At 63.0% G+C, this 18,888-nt stretch carries 19 protein-coding genes; 11 read left to right on the forward strand and 8 right to left on the reverse strand.

Annotated features, from left to right (window positions below; genetic code table 11):
• Nucleotides 1-1,113 (forward strand): DUF2252 family protein (locus GSQ89_RS07185; protein WP_158923458.1); only part of this gene is annotated, 1,113 nt, incomplete at its 5' end.
• Between the two features lie 193 nt (nucleotides 1,114-1,306).
• Nucleotides 1,307-2,011, forward strand: coding sequence for a response regulator transcription factor (locus tag GSQ89_RS07190; RefSeq protein ID WP_158923626.1), 705 nt, complete (start codon nucleotides 1,307-1,309; stop codon nucleotides 2,009-2,011).
• A gap of 12 nt (nucleotides 2,012-2,023) precedes the next feature.
• Here the strand turns inward: GSQ89_RS07190 and GSQ89_RS07195 are convergent, their stop codons facing one another.
• A complete protein-coding gene (locus GSQ89_RS07195; protein WP_158923459.1) occupies nucleotides 2,024-2,878 on the reverse strand; it encodes a class I SAM-dependent methyltransferase in 855 nt (284 codons plus the stop codon).
• A gap of 112 nt (nucleotides 2,879-2,990) precedes the next feature.
• On the opposite strand from GSQ89_RS07195, the gene GSQ89_RS07200 reads away from it, so the two are divergent.
• On the forward strand, nucleotides 2,991-3,230 hold the full coding sequence (locus GSQ89_RS07200; protein ID WP_158923460.1) for a DUF2188 domain-containing protein: 240 nt from the start codon (nucleotides 2,991-2,993) through the stop codon (nucleotides 3,228-3,230).
• A 23-nt stretch (nucleotides 3,231-3,253) separates the two neighbouring features.
• Here the strand turns inward: GSQ89_RS07200 and GSQ89_RS07205 are convergent, their stop codons facing one another.
• From GSQ89_RS07205 to GSQ89_RS07225, 5 genes are all read right to left on the reverse strand, one after another.
• Nucleotides 3,254-3,559, reverse strand: a complete 306-nt coding sequence (locus GSQ89_RS07205; protein ID WP_158923461.1) for a hypothetical protein — start codon at nucleotides 3,557-3,559, stop codon at nucleotides 3,254-3,256.
• 33 nt (nucleotides 3,560-3,592) lie between these two features.
• Complete coding sequence (locus GSQ89_RS07210; RefSeq protein WP_158923462.1) at nucleotides 3,593-4,552, reverse strand: D-2-hydroxyacid dehydrogenase; 960 nt, start codon at nucleotides 4,550-4,552, stop codon at nucleotides 3,593-3,595.
• Between the two features lie 309 nt (nucleotides 4,553-4,861).
• Nucleotides 4,862-5,182 (reverse strand): DUF86 domain-containing protein, encoded by a 321-nt coding sequence (locus GSQ89_RS07215; RefSeq protein ID WP_216856045.1) that lies wholly within the window; start codon nucleotides 5,180-5,182, stop codon nucleotides 4,862-4,864.
• A gap of 34 nt (nucleotides 5,183-5,216) precedes the next feature.
• Nucleotides 5,217-5,534, reverse strand: a complete 318-nt coding sequence (locus GSQ89_RS07220) for a nucleotidyltransferase family protein (protein WP_158923464.1) — start codon at nucleotides 5,532-5,534, stop codon at nucleotides 5,217-5,219.
• A 96-nt stretch (nucleotides 5,535-5,630) separates the two neighbouring features.
• Nucleotides 5,631-6,872, reverse strand: coding sequence for an MFS transporter (locus GSQ89_RS07225; RefSeq protein ID WP_158923465.1), 1,242 nt, complete (start codon nucleotides 6,870-6,872; stop codon nucleotides 5,631-5,633).
• Between the two features lie 118 nt (nucleotides 6,873-6,990).
• Between GSQ89_RS07225 and GSQ89_RS07230 the strand changes: the two genes are divergently transcribed.
• The 4 genes from GSQ89_RS07230 to GSQ89_RS07245 are packed head-to-tail and all read left to right on the forward strand — an operon-like array spanning nucleotide 6,991 to nucleotide 11,575.
• Nucleotides 6,991-8,430, forward strand: coding sequence for a 4-hydroxyphenylacetate 3-hydroxylase family protein (locus tag GSQ89_RS07230; protein WP_158923466.1), 1,440 nt, complete (start codon nucleotides 6,991-6,993; stop codon nucleotides 8,428-8,430).
• Nucleotides 8,427-9,461, forward strand: coding sequence for a GTP-binding protein (locus GSQ89_RS07235; protein ID WP_158923467.1), 1,035 nt, complete (start codon nucleotides 8,427-8,429; stop codon nucleotides 9,459-9,461). Before GSQ89_RS07230 ends, GSQ89_RS07235 begins: the two co-directional genes overlap by 4 nt.
• 12 nt (nucleotides 9,462-9,473) lie before the next feature.
• The gene (locus tag GSQ89_RS07240) at nucleotides 9,474-10,367 is read left to right on the forward strand and encodes an amidohydrolase family protein (protein ID WP_158923468.1); all 894 of its coding nucleotides are present in this window, start codon (nucleotides 9,474-9,476) and stop codon (nucleotides 10,365-10,367) included.
• Between the two features lie 26 nt (nucleotides 10,368-10,393).
• The gene (locus GSQ89_RS07245) at nucleotides 10,394-11,575 is read left to right on the forward strand and encodes a 4-hydroxybenzoate 3-monooxygenase (protein WP_158923469.1); all 1,182 of its coding nucleotides are present in this window, start codon (nucleotides 10,394-10,396) and stop codon (nucleotides 11,573-11,575) included.
• A gap of 33 nt (nucleotides 11,576-11,608) precedes the next feature.
• Here GSQ89_RS07245 and GSQ89_RS07250 read toward each other — a convergent pair whose 3' ends face one another.
• Together GSQ89_RS07250 and GSQ89_RS07255 are read right to left on the reverse strand one after the other, a co-directional pair.
• The gene (locus GSQ89_RS07250) at nucleotides 11,609-12,889 is read right to left on the reverse strand and encodes a glycosyltransferase family 1 protein (protein WP_254073107.1); all 1,281 of its coding nucleotides are present in this window, start codon (nucleotides 12,887-12,889) and stop codon (nucleotides 11,609-11,611) included.
• On the reverse strand, nucleotides 12,886-14,268 hold the full coding sequence (locus GSQ89_RS07255; protein ID WP_158923470.1) for a capsule biosynthesis protein: 1,383 nt from the start codon (nucleotides 14,266-14,268) through the stop codon (nucleotides 12,886-12,888). The genes GSQ89_RS07250 and GSQ89_RS07255 overlap by 4 nt, the downstream gene beginning before the upstream one ends.
• Nucleotides 14,269-14,535: 267 nt before the next feature.
• On the opposite strand from GSQ89_RS07255, the gene GSQ89_RS07260 reads away from it, so the two are divergent.
• The 4 genes from GSQ89_RS07260 to GSQ89_RS38380 all read left to right on the forward strand — a co-directional run.
• Nucleotides 14,536-15,924, forward strand: coding sequence for a hypothetical protein (locus GSQ89_RS07260; RefSeq protein WP_158923471.1), 1,389 nt, complete (start codon nucleotides 14,536-14,538; stop codon nucleotides 15,922-15,924).
• Nucleotides 15,921-17,027, forward strand: coding sequence for a polysaccharide biosynthesis/export family protein (locus tag GSQ89_RS07265; RefSeq protein ID WP_158923473.1), 1,107 nt, complete (start codon nucleotides 15,921-15,923; stop codon nucleotides 17,025-17,027). The genes GSQ89_RS07260 and GSQ89_RS07265 overlap by 4 nt, the downstream gene beginning before the upstream one ends.
• Nucleotides 17,024-18,628: an ABC transporter permease gene (locus GSQ89_RS07270; RefSeq protein WP_158923475.1), complete on the forward strand. Its 1,605-nt coding sequence runs from the start codon at nucleotides 17,024-17,026 to the stop codon at nucleotides 18,626-18,628. The genes GSQ89_RS07265 and GSQ89_RS07270 overlap by 4 nt, the downstream gene beginning before the upstream one ends.
• On the forward strand, nucleotides 18,625-18,888 hold a 264-nt coding region (locus GSQ89_RS38380), incomplete at its 3' end, for an ATP-binding cassette domain-containing protein (protein WP_216856046.1). The genes GSQ89_RS07270 and GSQ89_RS38380, both read left to right, overlap by 4 nt.

Here is an 18,888-nt window from a genome sequence, read left to right on the forward strand (position 1 = left end):
AGCACGACGCGGTTCTACGAATGGCTCGAGACCTCGGACAGGCGGCCATTGCCCGAGGGGCCGCCGATCTGGATTTGCGGTGACTGTCACGTCGGCAATCTGGGGCCGGTGGCCAGCGCGGACGAGGAACTCGCCATCGAGATACGCGACCTCGACCAGACCGTGATAGGCAATCCCGCACACGACCTGATCCGCCTTGGTTTGTCGCTGGCGATGAGCGCGCGGGGGTCTGATCTTCCCGGCGTTACCACCGCCCGGATGCTGGAATGCATGATCGACGGCTACGAGTCGGCGTTCGCCCCGCGGGTGCAGGGCAAAACGATCGATCAAAGCAGTGACATGCCGAAGACCGTCAAGCTGCTGATGCGGCGGGCCGCCGGCCGTTCGTGGAAGCATCTCGCCGATGAGCGGATCGAGGGCATCGAGCCTGTCATTCCTTTGGGCAAACGCTTCTGGCCGTTGTTGAAGCAGGAACGCTCTGCCGTGGATGCTCTGTTCGAGCAGGACGATACGCGGCATCTCGCGAGGTCGCTGCGAGCGTTCGACGACGATGCTCCGCTGCGCGTGCTCGATGCTGCCTACTGGCGCAAGGGCTGCAGTTCGCTCGGCCGGCTGCGTCTGGCGGTGCTGATCGCGGTCGGGGAAGGCAAGGCGGAGCGGCATTGCCTGATGGACGTCAAACAGGCCACCAAGGCCGCGGCTCCCCATGACATGGACGCCGGAATGCCTGGCGATGACGCCGAACGCGTGATCACGGGTGCGGGACACCTGTCGCCGTTCCTCGGCGGACGCATGATCGCGACGAAGATTCTTGGCCGGTCCGTATTCATCCGAGCGCTGCTGCCTCAGGACCTGAAAGTGGAAATCGAACGGCTGACCAGGGATGAGGCGGTGAGCGTCGCGGCGTTCCTCGCCCACGTCGTGGGTCGCGGTCATGCGCGTCAGTTGGATGCCTCCGGCCGTGCTCAATGGGTGAAGGAACTGCGGCGCAACCGCTCGAAATCACTGGATGCGCCATCGTGGCTCTGGAACAGTGTCGTGGATCTGGTCGGCCTGCATGAGGCGGCCTATCTGGAACATTGCCGGCGCTACACCATGGTAAATAGAGTGTGATGGTAATAACCATCACACTCTATTTACCATGGTTTGATAGATTGGACCCATTCACTTGATCTGTGAAATAGATCGATAGAAATCGGATGTCTGGTGGCATTGCGCGATATGCGTGATCACGGAAAGTTTCTTTGCGATTGAAGACTTAAGCCGGTATGGAGACGATATCGGTATGACTGTGAGGGAGATAAACATGTCGGCTGCGAGACCAATTTTGATCGTCGAGGACGACGACGCGCTTCGGCAGGTTTTGGCGGATCACATTGCATCGAGCGGTGCATTCGAGTCGTTCGAGGCGGCATCCCTGGATGAAGCGAGCCAGCATCTTGGCGCGGCGGATGCTCGATTTGACTCGATCATCCTCGATGTCGGCCTGCCCGATGGTGACGGGCGCGATTTCTGCGCGAAGATACGCAAGCAGGGGCACACGATGCCCATCATCATGCTGACCGGCGCGGCCGAGGAAGGCGATGTCGTCAGTGGCTTGAACGCAGGCGCGAATGACTACATCGCCAAGCCGTTTCGTGCGAACGAACTGCTCGCGCGGTTGCAGGCCCAGCTTCGGCTGTTCGACACCAGTGAGGATGCAACCTTCACGATCGGACGTTTTACCTTCCGTCCCGCCGCGAAGCTCTTGATTGGTCCGGACAAGAAAAAACGCATTCGTCTGACGGCGAAGGAAGTCGATATCCTCAAGTTCCTCTACCGGCATGCCAATCACACGGTGTCACGGCAGGTATTGCTGGACCAGGTGTGGGGCTATAACGCCGGCGTCACGACCCATACGCTGGAGACGCATGTCTATCGGCTGCGGCAGAAGATCGAGAGCGATCCGGCCGATTGTCGCTTGTTGGTCACCGCCGCCGGCGGGTATCGGTTGGATCCGAGCGCGATCTGACACGCGCTTGTTTCAGGCCCGTGCCGATATCAGCCAGATCGAACCGGACAGGCTGATGCCGGCCGGGCTGTCGTAGGCGTTCAGCGCATCCGCGACAGCCTGCCGGACGCGGGCGTGCATTGTGGGGTCTACATCGGCCAGCATGCGCGCCAGGGCTCCGACGCGGGTCGCGAATTCGGTTGCCTGCTCGATCTGGCCGGCAGCGGCGAAGCGCATCGGCACATCGTGGCGTGTCAGTATCACGTCATGCCAGCCGGCATCGGCTAAAATCCCGAGCGTTCGATCCGGGTTGGCGAGGGCAAACGGACCGGGGGCATTCGGGTCGGCCGGTGGCTGTGGTGGCAGCATCGCCTGGGCGGCGTCGAGTGGCACGGTGAACCAGGGATTGTCCGCCAACGGGCGCCAGGCAGCGCAGAGCAGCCGGCCATCTTGGTGCAGCGCGCGGCGCAGGTTGACGAACGCGGCCACCGGATCGGCAAAGAACATGACGCCGAAACGGGAGAACAGCAGGTCGGCGTTCTCTCGCCGAAAGGCATGAACCGCGGCATCCGACACGGTCACACGAGCATTGGTCAGTCCCGCGGCGGTAATGCGCTGACGCGCACGGGCCGCCATGGGTTCGGAAATGTCCAGGCCGAGGACCTGGCCGTTTGCGCCGACGCGATCCGCCAGTGCCAGTACCGTCGCACCGCAGCCGCAGCCGACATCGATGATTTGCTCACCCGGGGCCGGGGCCGCGGCGTCCAGGGCAAGGGCGGTGAGTGGCTCGAACAGTGCATCGAGGCGCTCCTGGAACGTGGTCCACGTCACGGCCGCCCTATCGTTCCAATAGGCGATTTGTGCCGCGTTGTCCTGAGTGTCGGGCATGCGAGCCTCCGGGTTAGGCCGCGATCATGCCATGGACGATCGATCGCGTCGCGTATGGCGCATGTGCGCCGGGGTTCCTATCTGTCAGTCTGGTCGCGGAAAGGGAAAAGTCATGCCAAAGCTCCACTACAAGGTCGTTCAGCACGATGGTGGCTGGGCCTACAAGCTGAATGACGTGTTCTCGGAGCCGTTTCGCGACAAGACGGCGGCGTTGGTGGCGGCGAGGCGGGTGGCGGCGGAACAGCGGGTGCCCGGCGATACCACGCACATCGAATTTCAGGACGCGGACGGCAAATGGCACTCCGAATTGTCGGAGGGCGACGACCGGCCGGACGCCGACGTGGTGTCCTGAGGTCGTCGCGATCCGCTGACCCTTTATGACGGGCCAAACAAGGGGATGGGCTTGACGAAATCGGCCTCATCCTGTGCGGCGGGATCGTGTGGGCCCTGGGGGCTGACGCCGTTCACCAGCACCAAGCTATCCGGGCCGCGGTCCCATAGCGGATGCGGTGCCGAATCGTCTGTTGGGCCAGGTGCGGCAGTGTCGAAGCGGGGCGATGTGACCAAGTCGATCAACACCGCCACCGCGACATCCCGGGTGATGCCGCGGCTAACCGCTTCGTCGACCAATGCGGTCAGGCGCGGCAGCAGAAAATCATGGGCAGGCGAGTTGCTGGTCATTCCGGCCGTCCTTTCCACGAACTGTGACGCGGTTCAGTAGCCGGCCGCCCTGTCCACGACCTCCTTCAGCGTTTCTCCGTCCAGGAAGCGGCGTAGATTTTCAACGAACAGTTTGGCGACAATGCTGTCGCGGTCCGGGTGCGGGCCGCCGATATGCGGCAGCACAAGGATGCCTTCGGTGCCCCAGAACTTGTGCTCTTTCGGCAGTGGTTCCTGGCGGAACACGTCCAGCACCGCGCCGGCGATCGTCTTCGCCTGCACCGCCGCGATCAGGTCGTCGTCCTTGATCAGGTGACCTCGCCCGAAATTCAGCAGCCACGCGGACGGTTTCATATGCCTCAGCCGCTCGGCGTTGATGAAATTGTCGGTCTCCGGCGTGGCGGGCAGCAGCAGTAGAACGAAATCCGAAGCCGCGACAACCTCGTCGGTCCGGTCGGATGGCAGGACATCGGCCAGGCCGGGCATCGGGGCGGGGCGGCGCTTGGTGCCGATCACCCGCATGCCGAGGGCGGTGGCGAGACGTGCGACCTCCTGCCCGATGGCGCCAAGCCCGAGGATGCCAAGCGTCTTGCCGTTCAGCGGGGTGGCGACGCGGTGGCGCCACAGGCTTTGCTTCTTGTCCTCGACGATCGCGGCATAGGGCTTGGTGATGTGGAACAGCGCGCCGAGGATGTTTTCCGGCATCGACTCGCGATGGGTGCCGCGGGCGCAGGTCAGGGTCAGGTTCGGCGGCAGGTCGGGCAAGGCGAGCCAGCCCTCGACGCCCGCGGTCATGGATTGCGCCCATTTCAGGTTCGGCATGGTCGGCAGCAGGCCGGGCGGGACGCCGCCGGCGAGCAGGACATGGGTTTCCGCACGTTGCGCTTCGGACGGCTTGTCCTTACGGCCAAGTGTGTCGACCACTGCTCGGTCGGAAAGGCCGGCCTTGGCGATGGCATCGATGTATGGGCCGGGCGAGTCGGTCCAGAGCAGTAGGTGGGGCAGGTTACGCATGGTCGGACTCCCGGAAGGTTGGAGCCAGTGTAGGGTGGCAGGCGCCGCAGGGCCATGGCGTCGGTTCAGATTTGGTGCCGGTCGTTGCACCTCAACGCCTACATCATGGAACAATTCCCCGTTGCTCCCCAGATGCATACGCCAGTTGCTTCGGCTCTCGTACCGCCGAGGACATAATCCGCGAGGACGTTCTGCATCTGACCTATACCGCCCACGACATGAAAATCTTCGCTCGGGACCAAAGGGTTGTGATGGGCCGCCGTTCGCATGGGACGAGGAAGACTGGTTCCGTCGCGTCGTGTCCGCCACTTACCCAGCCGATCCATCCTCAACATGCACTAACCGCTCCAAAGCGGCGATTAACGGATCGAGGCGTTGTCGAACCACAATCCAAACCAGTTCGAGGCGGACGTCGGCGTAACCATGTATCAGTCGATGGCGCATCCCCGTGATCTGATTCCAAGGAATGTCCGGGTTCGCCGCAAGCGTGGGAGGGGACACCTTGCCCGCAGCCTCCCCAATCACCTCCAGCGACCGGATTACAGCGTTCTGATGCAGCCGGCTCGCCATGAAGGCCGCCTCATCCAGGCCGGAGAGAAAGCCGCGCGCATCACGCGCCGCCAGAAGCATAGCCAGTAGCAGGGACGCGTCGCCGCCCGACCCTTTAACCATAGACGGGTTCAGCGTCGGCAAGGATATGGCGGCGGAGGATGTAATTGCGGTTAGCCTCGATTGCGTCCCGTTCCACCAGATCGACCGAGCGGCCCAACAAACGCTCCAACTCCTCGGCAAAGCCAAAATACTGCCGCAACGCGGACAGGCCACTGTCCCGGGCAAAGTCGACGAGAAAATCGACGTCACTGCGATCCGGATCGAAATCAGTGCTTCGTGCGGCGGAGCCGAACACCTCCAATCGTCGCACGCCATAGCTTTGGCATAGCAGCGCGATCTCGGGCCGGTGCTGTTCGATCAATGGATGCATGACAGTTCTGGTGAAGCCCAGGGTCCGATTATAGCACAGTCGACGCGTCAACGCACCAACACCTCACCAAACCGCGCCGGGTTGATGCTTTTGAGTTTATTCCCCTAATGCCACCACCGCACCCCGCGCATCGTGCCGATAGCGCAGCCACCCCAGCATTCCCATGCCGATTGCCACGCACGCCGCCGGCACCGATGCCGCCAGGAAGATGTCCCGCGACGCCCACCCCAATCCCAGGAGCGTCCCGCCAATCAGCGGCCCACCGATCTGTCCGATCCGCCCGAACCCCAGCGCCCAACCCGCACCTGTCGCTCGTGTTTCCGGAGGATACAGCGCCCCGGACACCGAGTTGATCCCATGCTGGCACCCGCCGATCCCGATTCCGGCACCACCGATCACCAGGCACAGCAGCGGGAACGGCAACTCAAACGACCCCACAAGCAGCACGCACAGCGCCCCCATGCACAGGATGCCGGCGATGATCCGCTCCACCCCGAAACGGTCCACGATCGGCGCGGTGATCAGCGCGCAGATGATCGAGCCCAACGCATACATCGTCGTTGCCAGGATCGCCGCCGACGGACTGAGTCCTTTCGCGTGCAGGATTGCCGGCAGCCAGAACAAGATGAAGTAGTTCCCAACCAGGTTGAACAAATTGACCATCCACAAGATCGACGTCCGAAACGCCAGCCCGTTGCGGAACAGATCGATCGGTGTGGTCCGCCGAGCCGCCGAACCGACCGCTCGCAGCGCATGCGATTCCGGCATGAACAGGATCAGCAGCGGGATCACCAGCAAGGGCAGCAGTCCGCCGACGACGAAAATCGCTTGCCAACCCGTGCTCCTGACGATCTGCGATGCGATGAACCCGCCCATCGTGTTGCCGACCGAGACGCCGGCGCTCATCATGATCACCAGCCGTCGAGGGCTGCGCAGCGGCGCGTAGTCCGTCGCCAGCGCGATCGCGATTGGAATGCCACCGCCCAGCCCGAGGCCCGTGCCGAACCGCAGCACCGCCAGTGATACCAGGCCGGTACTGAATGCGGTAAGCAGGGAGAACAGCCCGAATACCGCGGTGCAGCCGATCAGCACCGGTTTGCGACCCAGGCGGTCGCCCAACAGCCCTGCACTCAGCGCACCGAACAGCAGGCCGAAGCTGCCGGCGGTCAACGCGATGGTGAATTGCGGCGGCTTGACGTGCCACGCGTCGATCAGTGACGGGATGGCATAGCTCATGGAGGTGATGTCGTAACCCTCCAGGAACAGCACCAGGAAGCACAGCGCCGCCACCCGCACATGCAGCCGTCCCTGATCCGCCTGCATCGATGCACCGGCCATTCCGTTCTCCCCCATTTTTCGCCGGCCGCCTGTGCTGCCGCTTTTATCCCAATGTAGCTTAGACAGGCGGAAGCGGAACAGCTATGCCACGCAAACGGAAAGACGGGAGAAAACGGCAATGCCAGCACGCACCGGGGCGGATTTCCTGCGCGGTCTCCGTGATAACCGAGAACTCTGGCTTGGTGGCCAGCGTGTGACCGACCCGATGGATCACCCGGGGCTGCGTGGTGCGGCCGAGTCGATCGCCGCCGTCTACGACCTGCATCACCAATATCCTGATGACTGCCTGATGCCGGACCCGGAAACCGGGGAGCCGATCGCCGTCAGCCACATGATCCCCCGATCGAAGGACGACCTGCTGCGCCGGCACAAGGCGTTGCGCCGGGTCGCTGAATTCTCGGTCGGGCTGATGGGGCGCACGCCGGACTACATGAACGTTACTTATGCCGGATTCGCCGGCCGAGCCGATGAATGGGCCGTCAATGGCAATGAAGAGGGCGCTGCCAACCTGGTGGCCTTCCAGAAGCAATTGGCGCGGGAAGACCTCAGCCTGACCCATACGCTGATCCACGCCATGTCGGACAAGTCGAAGGGTCACGTGCCGTCCGGCTTCGATGAGACCCAGTTGCATACGGTGGAAAAAACTGAGCATGGCATTCTGGTGCGGGGTGCTCGGGTGTTGGCGACACTGGCGCCGTTCTCGGATGAAATCGCGGTCTATCCCAGCCAGCCAATGCCGGATGCCAGCCGGCGCCATGCGCTGTCGTTCTGTATTCGTATGGACACGCCGGGGCTCAAATTCATTTGCCGGGACAGTGTGTCCTTGCCGGACAACCGGTTCGACCATCCGCTGTCCGGCCGTTTCGACGAACAGGACGCATTTGTCATTTTCGACAACGTGGAAGTGCCGCGCAACCGCATTTTCTGTGACGGCAACCTGCAGGTCTACAACACAGTCATGTCGGCGAGTTGGCGCGCCAACGCCATGCACCAGACGATGATCCGAGCCTGGACCAAGCTGGAGTTTGCCTGGGGCATCGCCTGCCGGATGGCCGAGGCGATCGGCGCGTCCGACCCTGCCACGCTGCAGATATTAGGTGAGATTTGGTCATACGCCGAACTGACCCGCTCCGCCGTGCGGGCCGGAGAGGAAGGTGCCCGTGAGTACGGCAATGGTGCCTGGTTTCTGGATGGTCGGCCGATGGACGCGCTGCGTATCTCCCTGCCGTACTGGTTCCCGCGGGTGAACGAGATCATCCGGCTGATCGGGTCGCACAACGTGTTGGCGACGCCGGCGGCGGGGGCGTTCGCCGATCCGGCGCTGCGGCCGCTGATCGACAAATATCTCCGCGGTGCCGGGGATACGACGTCGTTGGAGCGGGCACGGATTTTCCGCCTGGGCTGGGATTTCGCCGGCAGCGCGTTGGCAAGCCGAAACGAGCAGTATGAGCGGTTCTATCTGACATCCGGTGCCCGCAACCGGCAGAATGTGCAGATGCGGGCGGATCGAACCGAGGCGGACCGGCTGGTTAATCGGTTCCTGACGGAGGACGTGTGAACCGCTTCTCCTTCCTGACCCAGGACACTGACCGGGCCCGTCTGCCGGTGGTGCTGCTGAGTGGATTTCTGGGCAGCGGCAAGACCACGTTGGTCAACGCCTTGCTGCGCGACCCCCGCATGGCCGGCACTGCCGTGGCCGTCAACGAATTCGGCGAAATCCCGCTGGATCATGACCTGATCGACCACGGCGCCGACAAGACTGTCGTGATGGCGAACGGCTGCCTGTGCTGCAACCTGGCGGGCGATATGGAAGACGCGGTCATGCGTCTGTTCAGCCGCCGGGAAGATGGTGGGGTGCCGCGGTTTCAACGGCTGATCATCGAGCCCTCCGGGCTGTCGGATCCGGCGCCGATCGCCCAGGCCATCCTACGAAACCCGGTGATGTCGCGGGCCATGCGCCTGGAAACGATCGTCACCACGGTTGATTCCTTGTTCGCTGAAATGCAGGCGGCGCGGCATCCGGAGTTCGTCAAGCAGGTCGCATTGGCGGATCGGTTGGTGGTGACGAAGACGGACCTCGCCGCGGTGGACGTGGTGGAACGGTTGCGGACGTCGTTGCGCGACCACAACCCGGCCGCGCCGGTCCTGGCGGCGTCGCATGGCGAGGTCGATGCGGCGTCACTGTTCCCGCCGGCGTTCTTCAATCCGTCGCTGGCCACGGCAGCGGCACATCGATCCGGCCTGTTCGCCGAGCGTGTCGATCCGGACCACCTCGGACGGCACGCGGTGGTGTCGCTGTTCGCCGATCGGCCGTTGGACTGGCGCGCCTTCGATGCCTGGTTGCGCCGGGTCCGTATCGGTTACGCCGAACACCTGCTGCGCGTGAAGGGGATGCTGGATATCGAGGGTTCGGAGGGTCCGATTGTGATCCAGGGCGTCCATCACGTCCTGAACGCGCCGGTCGAACTGGATGCGTGGCCCGCGGGTGAACGCCAATCGCGTCTTGTCCTGATCGCGGATCGTGCCACCATCGCATTTGCGTCGGAAAGCTGGGCGGCGTCGCTGCCCGGCATGACCGCCAATAATTAGGGAGCAACCGTCGTGCGTGCCATCGATGTCCACGTCCATCCGATGAACGAAGCTTATGTCCAGGCCAGCATGCCGTTCATGCCGGCGGCCCAGCGCATGTTCAAAGGCAAGTTCGCGGCGCGCCCTGACCAGCAAATCGCCGAGGACTTCCGTCGCGACGATGCGCTAGCTATCCCCATTGCATGGGATGCCGAGCACGGCGCGGCCGGCGGTGTCTATGCGAACGAAGCACTGGCGGCCTTAACGCGGGACTATCCCGATGTCTTCCTGCCCGGTTGGGCGATGGTCGATCCCTGGCGCGGCCGCAAGGGCCTGGAGGAAATCGAGCACGCCATCAAGACCCTCGGCCTGCTGGGCGTAAAATACCAGCCGCCGGTCCAGGGCTTCTCCCCCAACGACAAGCAGTTCTACCCGATCTGGGATTTGCTCCAATCGCTTGGCGCGCCGGTGTTGATCCATTGCGGCACCACCGCGATCGGTTCCGGTGAACCGGGCGGCCTGGGCTTCAAGCTGGGTCACGCCCGCCCGATTCCGAACATCGACGACGTCGCCGCCGATTTTCCGCACCTGAACATCGTCGCCGCCCATCCCGGCTGGCCGTGGACCGAGGAGTTGATTGCAGTGGCCATCCATAAGGCCAACGTCTCGATCGATATCTCCGGCTGGGGGCCAAAATATATCCCGGCGGCGCTGAAGCACGATATGCAGCGCCGTTTGCAGGACAAGGTGTTGTTCGGCTCCGACTATCCCGGCTGGAGCCCCGGTCAATGTTGCGACGAGTGGGAAATGGAGGGCTTCAGGGCGGGTGTGGTCGAAAAGCTGTTCTACCAGAACGCCATTCGCATCCTGAAGCTTGAGGCAGCGGTCGCCGCGGCAACGCGCGCGGCCGAAACGGGACAAGCCTGATGATCGGACGATAGGGGGCCTCCGCCGTGCGCACGCAGGTTGGCATCATTGGGTGCGGTCCCGCTGGATTGTTTCTGGCGCATCTACTGCATCGCGTCGGAATCGGTTGTGTCATCATCGAATCCCGCGGCCGCCAGGACGTGGAGCAAACCATCCGCGCCGGCGTGCTGGAACATTGGGTTGTCGAACTGATAAAGGAGTTGGGGCTGGGTGCGCGCATGATGCGGGAAGCGCATGTTCATGACGGCATCACCCTGCAATGGAACCGCGAGCGCCATCACGTCGATATCAACGGCCTGACGGGCGGCAAGCGAAACATCGTCTATGCGCAGCACGAGGTTCTGAAGGACCTGATCGCGGGGAGTCTGGCGCATGGTGGTGAAATCATCTTTGGTGTCGGCGGCACCACCATCCGCGACGTCGAGACCGATCATCCGGCGATCGATTTCCGGCGTGACGAAACCGGTGCATTGGAAACCATCTATTGCGACTATGTCGTTGGTGCCGATGGTTTCCATGGACCTGGGCGGCAGGCCATTCCTGTATCGATTCGTACAGAATTTCAGAAAATATACCCGTTCGGCTGGCTGGGCATCCTGACCAGCGCCCCACGTTCCTGGGAGGAGATCATATACGCCAACCAGGGCGATGGTTTTGCGTTGCTCAGCACCCGATCGCCCGAGATGCAGCGGTTGTATATCCAGTGCAATCCCAGCGATGATATCGCCAACTGGCCGGATGCCCGGATATGGGAGCAGTTGCAGGCGCGTCTCGGCACGGATGACGGCTGGTCGCTGACCGAAGGACCGATCGTGCAGAAAGGCATCATCCCGCTGCGATCGTTCGTTTGCGAGCCGATGCAGTATGGCCGGCTTTTCCTCGCCGGCGACGCCGCGCATATCGTGCCGCCGACCGGGGCGAAGGGGCTTAATCTCGCCGTCGCCGACGTGCTGGTGCTGTCGCGGGCACTGGAGGCGAAATACAAGCGTAACAGCCAGGATCTGCTGGATCGCTACAGTGCCACCTGCCTGCGGCGTGTGTGGAAGGCGGAACGGTTTTCCTGGTATATGACCACGATGCTGCACCGGAACGAGCACGAAACCGATTTCGAGCAGCGCATCCACTTCGCCGATCTCGACCTGGTCCGCACGTCTGAGGCGTCGGCTCGGTCGTTGGCGGAGAATTACGTAGGGCTGCCGTTCGATTGATCTGAGGCCGCATGCCCGATTGAGGTTGGTGTGTTATCGGGCCAGGTTCGGCGAAGACGTGTCAGAAATGATCGCGGGACGCTGCTGTTGATGATCGCGGTTCGCTTCGGCCCGAACGCGTAGATCGGCCCGCGACTTCACCCCGTCCACGAAAGCCAGCACCGACCCGACATGGGCATCCCACGTCGTGCCCTGCCAGCCGGGCAAGCGACCTATCTGAGCGTTCCGGCGCGGCGACCCGTCCGCCGCATAATCCATCACCACGGCTGCCCAGGCCGGCGCATCCAGCGGATCCAGGTACTCTGGAACCATCCCTCCGGCCTCTCGCAACGCCGGTAGATCGCTGCACAACACCGGCGTCCGGTGTGCCAAAGCCTCGGCAACCGGCAGACCGAATCCCTCGGCGAAGCTTGGCATCAACAGCGCCCGGGCACCGCGCAGTAGTGCGGTCAGCCGCGTGTCGGGCACCGTCCCAAGTTCGACCACGTGCCCCCGCAGCGCGCTGCAACGGTCGAGCAAATCCACCACATTCTCGTTCTCCCACCCACGTTGCCCGACGATCAGCAATCGCGGCGCGCGTTCCCCGTGGGCGGCAACCAGGCGTCGCCAAACATGCAGCAGCAGCAAATGGTTCTTACGCGGCTCGATCGTGCCGACGCTCAGGAAATACGGTCGGTCGCCGACCGTCGGGGCAATGCCCCGCGCCGGTGGTGAAACGCCCAATGGTGCGACATGCACCGCCCGATCCGCCGGCAGATACGGTGCCAGCGCGACCCCGGTCGCGGCCGAGTTCACGATCACGCCGTCCGCCAGCCGAACCACCGTATCCATTCGGCGCCGATGCCGATCCGCTTCCCCCCGCCGGCCGTATTCCGGAAATTCCAGCGGGATCAGGTCGTGGATCATCGGCACGAATACGACCCCGGAGCGTCTTAGTGCCCGGGCCAGCGCCGCCTGCCGATGCAAATGCCGATGTGACACCAGCAGATAGATCGCCGAGGGATCGACCGGTGCCCGCGAAGCCATGGCGGCCATCGCCAGCAGCCGTATGGCCGCGCCTCGCATGTCCCCCGGCCTGCCGCCGTCCCAGGCCCGCCTTACCCCCGCCAGGAACCGCCGCGTGGTGACCTCCGGAAACATCAGGAACCGGCTCGACCAGCGTCCCAGCATCACGAACCGCGTCCGCTCCGGCGCCGTGACGATCAGATGTTCCGCGTAGGCCAGTTCGACGCGGTCGATCCCGGTGAACGCGCCGACGCAGGCCCGTTCGACGAGACGAGCGATATCCAGCCAAATCGGCCGGCGAGCGGTCACGCCACCGAGACCGCGCCCGGGGCCGTCTCTGAGATCATCATGTTCACCACTGCATCGTCCACGATGTCATCGATGCGTGTCGCGGCATCGCGCGCCGCCTCGATCCGTGGAACCGCGCCGGCGACGGCCCGAGCCACGCCATCACGGGTGAAGAAGTCGCCGTCCAGCAGGCAGGCATGCGCCAGCACCCGTCGAAATGCCTCGAACAGCGCCGGGTCGGGCGGCGACGGCGCGCGCCAGAACGTTTCCAGTGACCCCTGGTGCGTCAATCCCGGCAGGTCGTAGACCGAACGCCCCAGGGCGATCACCGGCACGCCGGACGCCAACGCGAACGTGGCGCTGGTGCTGTTGACCGTGACCATGCCCAGCGCGCGATCCAGCAACAATTGCAGGTCGCAGTGCTCGATCAGCACGACCCGATCGGCAACGCCCGCATCGCGCGCGGCCGCCTGGGTCACGCCACGCCAGTCGATCACGCCATTGTCCAGCGGATGCTCCTTCACCGCCAGCACCGCGTCCGGCGCGGCGTGCCGGGCGAACGATGCGACCACCAGGAGGATCGCGTGCATCATGCCGCCAATGTCGGAATGGCACAGGATCTGTGAATCGTTATCCATCTGGATTGGCAGCACGAAAAAGCCGCCCCGAGCTGCGAAGGCATGCCGGATCGCCGCCTGGCTGCGCCGGCCCGCGAACGGCGCACGCAGCGCCCGTTTGATCCAGCCGGCTGCTTCGTGCGGCAACGACCAGCCACGATGCGTGGCATAGCGCGGAAACCATGGGCTGAGCGCCACGCAGGCCATGCCGTAGACGATGCAGTCCCGCGCCCGCGTGCGCAGCGACGGCGGCACGTGCGCCGCGGCCGGTTGTGCGGGCAGCAGGTCCGCCGCCACATGATAAGCCGCCACACCGCGCGGCAACCGCGAGTATCCGTTTACCCCACCCACTTCCAAGGTAACCCAGTCGGGGCGCAGGTAACCTTCCTCGAAGACATGCACGGTGATGCCGTGACGGTTCGCCTGTTCAATCGCGATTTTGTGTAGCGGACGGCAATCGCCGTGCAGGATCAGGTCGGTCGGCGCGAGGTCGAGTACCAGGCGTTGCAGGAAGGCAGGCCACTCACTCGTTCGGCCGGTGAAATCGATGGATGGCAGAGATGGCCAAACCAGGCGATCCCCGCCATTGAAGTTGACGCGCGACACGCCGTGGCCACGCGCGGCCAGCGCCTGTCCCAGGCTGTGCATGAACGATCCGGGGACGCCCTGCAAAAAGAGAAACCGCCGATGCGGATAGATCCGAACCACAGGGCTCAGCGACCGGATGCGCGTGGATGCCTCGGAAGTCCGTAAGAGGGCGGCTTCGAAAGAAGCAGCTTTCATAGGGGTTTTTCCCTGATCTTTTGTCAATTGCCGCCGGCGACAGGGGTCAACCCGCTTTCAGCCACGCGAAGATTAGGTCAATCTGGTTAACAAAACGTTTGTAACGGCCGGGTCTTTCGCATCGCCGGCAAAAATTTTCCGTACGTCGGAAGAGCCGCGTTAACCAATCGTAAACATATCGCGGCGTAGAACCTGTTTCAGCACATCGCCGGGTATGTGTCGCCGTGGTGCGAAATGTCGGTGCCAGTCAAAGATAGGAGGCCTCGCTTGTTCGATGGAGCCACTCCGCCGCGATCCGGTCCGCTTCGCCTCGCGATCATCAGCACGTATGATGAGATGTGCGGTATCGCCGGCTACACCCGGGCGCTGGAACAGCAGCTTCGTCCGCATGCCGAGGTCACGGTCTTCGACCTGGATCAGTACTTGTTGCGCGCACCGCACAAACGGGTCCAGCGTCTCGCCGACGACCACATCAAGGAAATCGCCGCCAGGCTGCACGAATTCGATAGCGTCAACATTCAACTTGAATATGGCACGTTGGGCCGCACCACGAAGCAGATCATGCGGCGCTTCCGCAAACTGGTGACCGCCGCCCCCGCGGTATCAGTTACATTTCATACTATCCTGGGCCAGGAACCGCTGGACTGGTCCGCGATCGGATACAGTCTGATCACCGGCCGGATCGTTCGCGCGTTTCGTATCGTCAGTGCCTTCCACCGCAACCGCGATCTTGGCACGCGTACCTACCGGTTCCTGCGAGCCCGCCAGCGGCGGCAGCCTGTCAGTGTTATCGTCCATACAAAACGCGATGCCCGCCTGCTGCGGGACGTGTTCCGGGTCCGAAATGTCGAGCACCACCCATTGAGCTTTATCGCCGCGGCGGACGCCGAGCGGATACGGCAGACAGCGACGCGAGATCAGTTTCCGCTTTTGCGCACCTTTCCGCCGGATGCAAAACTGATCGGCTCATTTGGTTTCCTGTCGCCCTACAAGGGCTTCGAAATCGCGTTGCGTGCACTCCATTATTTGCCGGACGATCATCATCTTCTGATCTTCGGCGGCGTACATCCACAGGCGATCAGGCGCGAACAGGCGATCGATCCCTATATCCAGACCTTGTTCGACGAAGCGCATATCGGACACACCATCCTGGATACGGTGAACGAAAAAGGCGCGCCGCTTTCATTCAATCTCGATGCGGCATCGAAGGATTTTCTTACCCGACATCCCGAGGATCTGCATAGCCGTGTTCATTTCCTGGGTGTGCATAACGACGAAACGTTCATGCGCGCGATGGCGCTGTGCGACATGGTCGTACTGCCATACCTCGAAGTCGGTCAGTCGAGTTCCGGGCCGATCGCGATGGCGCTTGAGATGGGCTGCCGGGTGCTGGCATCCCGCACCTTGGCGTTTCTACAGTTCGCCCGGTATCACCCAAACCAGATCGAGTTCTTCGATATCGGCAACTATGCCGAACTGGCAGACCTGATCCTTGCCGGCACGGCCGCACCGGGGGGCGAACGGCGGCTCGACTTTCATACCGGAACCAATGCAGCCCTGTATTTGGAAGCCAACCAGCCCGGTTCTCATCAATCGAACCGGCGGCAGGACAAAATGTCACAGCCGAACACCGTCATTGCGGAGAGCGTATCATGAGCCTGTCGCGTAATCTGCTGGGTACCGCCGCGATTGGGTTGGCCCTGGCCGCCTGTTCCACCGTCCCTGGCAGCGGGCCGCGAACGAGCGATATCGAGCGAGCCTCGCCGAACTACACGCTGGTCGACCTGAACGCTGATTCGGATCGTATCATCAGCGATTTCGTGGCCAGACAGCGTGTGGAACCGTCAATCGTCCTGCCGCCCGGCCGTGCCAATGGCTTGATCGGTGCGGGAGACCTGCTGCACATCGCCATCTGGGAGCCTAATCCGAACGGAACCTCGCTGACCACGGACAAATCCGGCATCGAGACGACCACGCGGGTCGCGGTCGATGGCACGATCGGCGTTCCTTATGTCGGCCGGCTGCGTGCCGCCGGCCACACGCCAGCGCAAATCGAGCAGGATGTCGGCGCGCGTCTGGCGTCCGAGGTGCCTGATGCACAGGTTTCCACGCTGGTAACCGACGATTTGACCAACGACGTCATCGTGCAGGGTGACGTCGCCAAGCCCGGCCGCTATCCAGTGGTGCCGAACTCCAGTGGCCTGCTGGATATTTTGGCGATGGCCGGCGGCCCGCACACCCCGGATCACCAGGCGTTGGTACGCATTACCCGCGGTGGCAGTTCGGTGACGCGGACCTTGTCGGAACTGGAAAACAGCCGGGCGCTGGAGAAGGACCTGGCGCCCGGCGATCGTATCCTGGTCGAACCGCGCCAGAGTTATTTTTACGCTTTCGGCGAGGTCAACCATCCGGGCGAGCAGATCTATGACGCGGACAAAATGACCTTGGCGCATACGCTGGCGCGTATCGAGGGGTTGTCGGACAACCACGCCGATCCGGCCGCGGTATTCATCTATCGCCATCAGGCCGCCGAACTGACCAGCCAGCTCGCACCCGGCCACGACAGCACGCAGGTGATCTACCGCCTGAATCTGCGCGACCCGGCCGGGTTTTTCGTTTCTCAACGATTCCCGGTGCTGCCGGATGATCTGATCTATGTCAGCGAGTCACCGATTTCCGAGGCTGCGAAAGTGTTTCAGATCATCACCGGGGTCAGCGCCGTCGGCGGGATCCCACGTAACCTGGGGGCAAACTATTGAGCGAGGTCCCGAAGGAGCCAGATTACCAAAGCCTGGCGCGGCAGGCCGTCGCGGCGGCGGAAAGCCAGCCGCACGATGTTGCTGTCCTGCTGCATGCCGCCATGATGTTGTTGCACGCCGGCGATACCGTGCAGTCCAAACGTTTCGCGCGCGCCGCGTTGTCGGTCGATCCCGCCAGCTTCTCCGCGCTGCGGACGCTCAGCGGCATACTGGATGTGGCAGGCGAACGTACGGAGGCAATCAGCATCGGCAAGGAGGCCATCGGCATCGCCCCTGCCAATACCGAGATACGGCTGCATGTCGGTGCCATGCTTGCGGCCGAACGGCGGTGGAAAGAGGCGGCGGAGCACTTGTCGATCCACGTGGTCTCGCCGACGGCAACCCCGATGGGGTGGCGTCTGCTGTCGTCGGTGCTGCATCACGCGGGCAATACCGGACGTGCTGCCGACGCAGCCCGCCAGGCTGTGACGGCGGACCCCAACAACACGGAATACCGCTTGAACCTGGCTTCCCTGCTGAGTGCCCGCGCCCTGTATGACCAGGCGTTGAAGGAGCTTTACAACGCCTTGGTGCAGGCACCGGCCAATGCCGCGGTCTGGCGGGTGCTGAGCGGTGTTCATGCCGCACTGGGCCAACTCTCCGAGGCGCTGCAGGCAGCCGAACGGGCGGTCGAACTGGCGGCCGACGACCCGGAATGCCGAGCGCATCTGAAGTATGTGGCCGGTTTGTGTGCGCTGCCGCCGGACTTTGGGGAGGCGGCAACGTGGCTGGTTGCCAAAAACAAAACCGCCAGGATCCGCCCGGAACGGCGACCGCCGACCCTTGCCGAGGATATCGTTACGCGCTGGCGCGTGATCTACGCGATCATGCTCCGCGACATCCGTACCCGGTTTGGGCAGACCAGGCTCGGCTATTTCTGGGCGATCATGGAGCCGATCACCCACCTGATGACGTTGGGTACAGTCTTTTATGCGGTGAACCATTCGCCGCCACCAGTCGGCGACAACATGTTCCTGTTCTACATCACCGGCCTTGTCCCGTTCCTGATGTTCTCCCACGTTTCCCACGACGTCATGAGCGCGTCCGAGGCGAACAACGTGATGTTGCAATTGCCGATCGTGAAGCGCACCGACATCATAATGGCACATGCGCTGCGCCAATTCGCAACCGAAATCTGTGTCGGCATCATCATCTTTTCTATTGCCGCCCTGCTTGGCGAGCGTGGCGCGCCGGCCGACCCGATGACAGCGATGATGGCCATCACCGTGCTTTGGCTGCTCGCCGTGGGTGTCGGCGCGTTCAACCTGGTCATCCTGGAAGCATTTCCGTCGTACGAAACCTTATACGCCTCGCTCATTCGTCTGCTTTACGTGGCTTCGGGCATCTATTTCTCGCCGATTTCGATGCCGGACTGGGCACGGGACATATTGGTATGGAACCCGATACTCCAGGGCATCGAGTTTTTCCGCAGTGGATTCTTCCCGCAGTACGATCCGCACTGGGTGGACCTGAATTACCTGCTCATATGGGTGGTGGCGTCGATCGGCATCGGGTTCGCCCTGGAACGGGCGCTGCGGTCACGGATGGTGGTATATACATGATCGTTCTCGACCACGTGCATAAAGCCTATCGCACCATCGAAGGCCACCAGGTCGTACTCCGCGACGTCAACATGGCGATTCCTGAAGGTCATGGCCTGGGGGTGCTCGGCGCCAATGGTGCCGGCAAGTCTACGCTGATTCGCCTGCTGGCGGGGACCGAACGGCCGGATTCGGGCCGGATCAGGCGGGGAAACAAAGCGGGCAGTTTCCCGCTGGGCTTCGGCGGCACGATGCACCCGCGGCTCCGCGGGGTAGAAAAC

The sequence above is a fragment of the Acidisphaera sp. S103 genome (genome assembly GCF_009765975.1).
Taxonomy (GTDB): domain Bacteria; phylum Pseudomonadota; class Alphaproteobacteria; order Acetobacterales; family Acetobacteraceae; genus Rhodopila.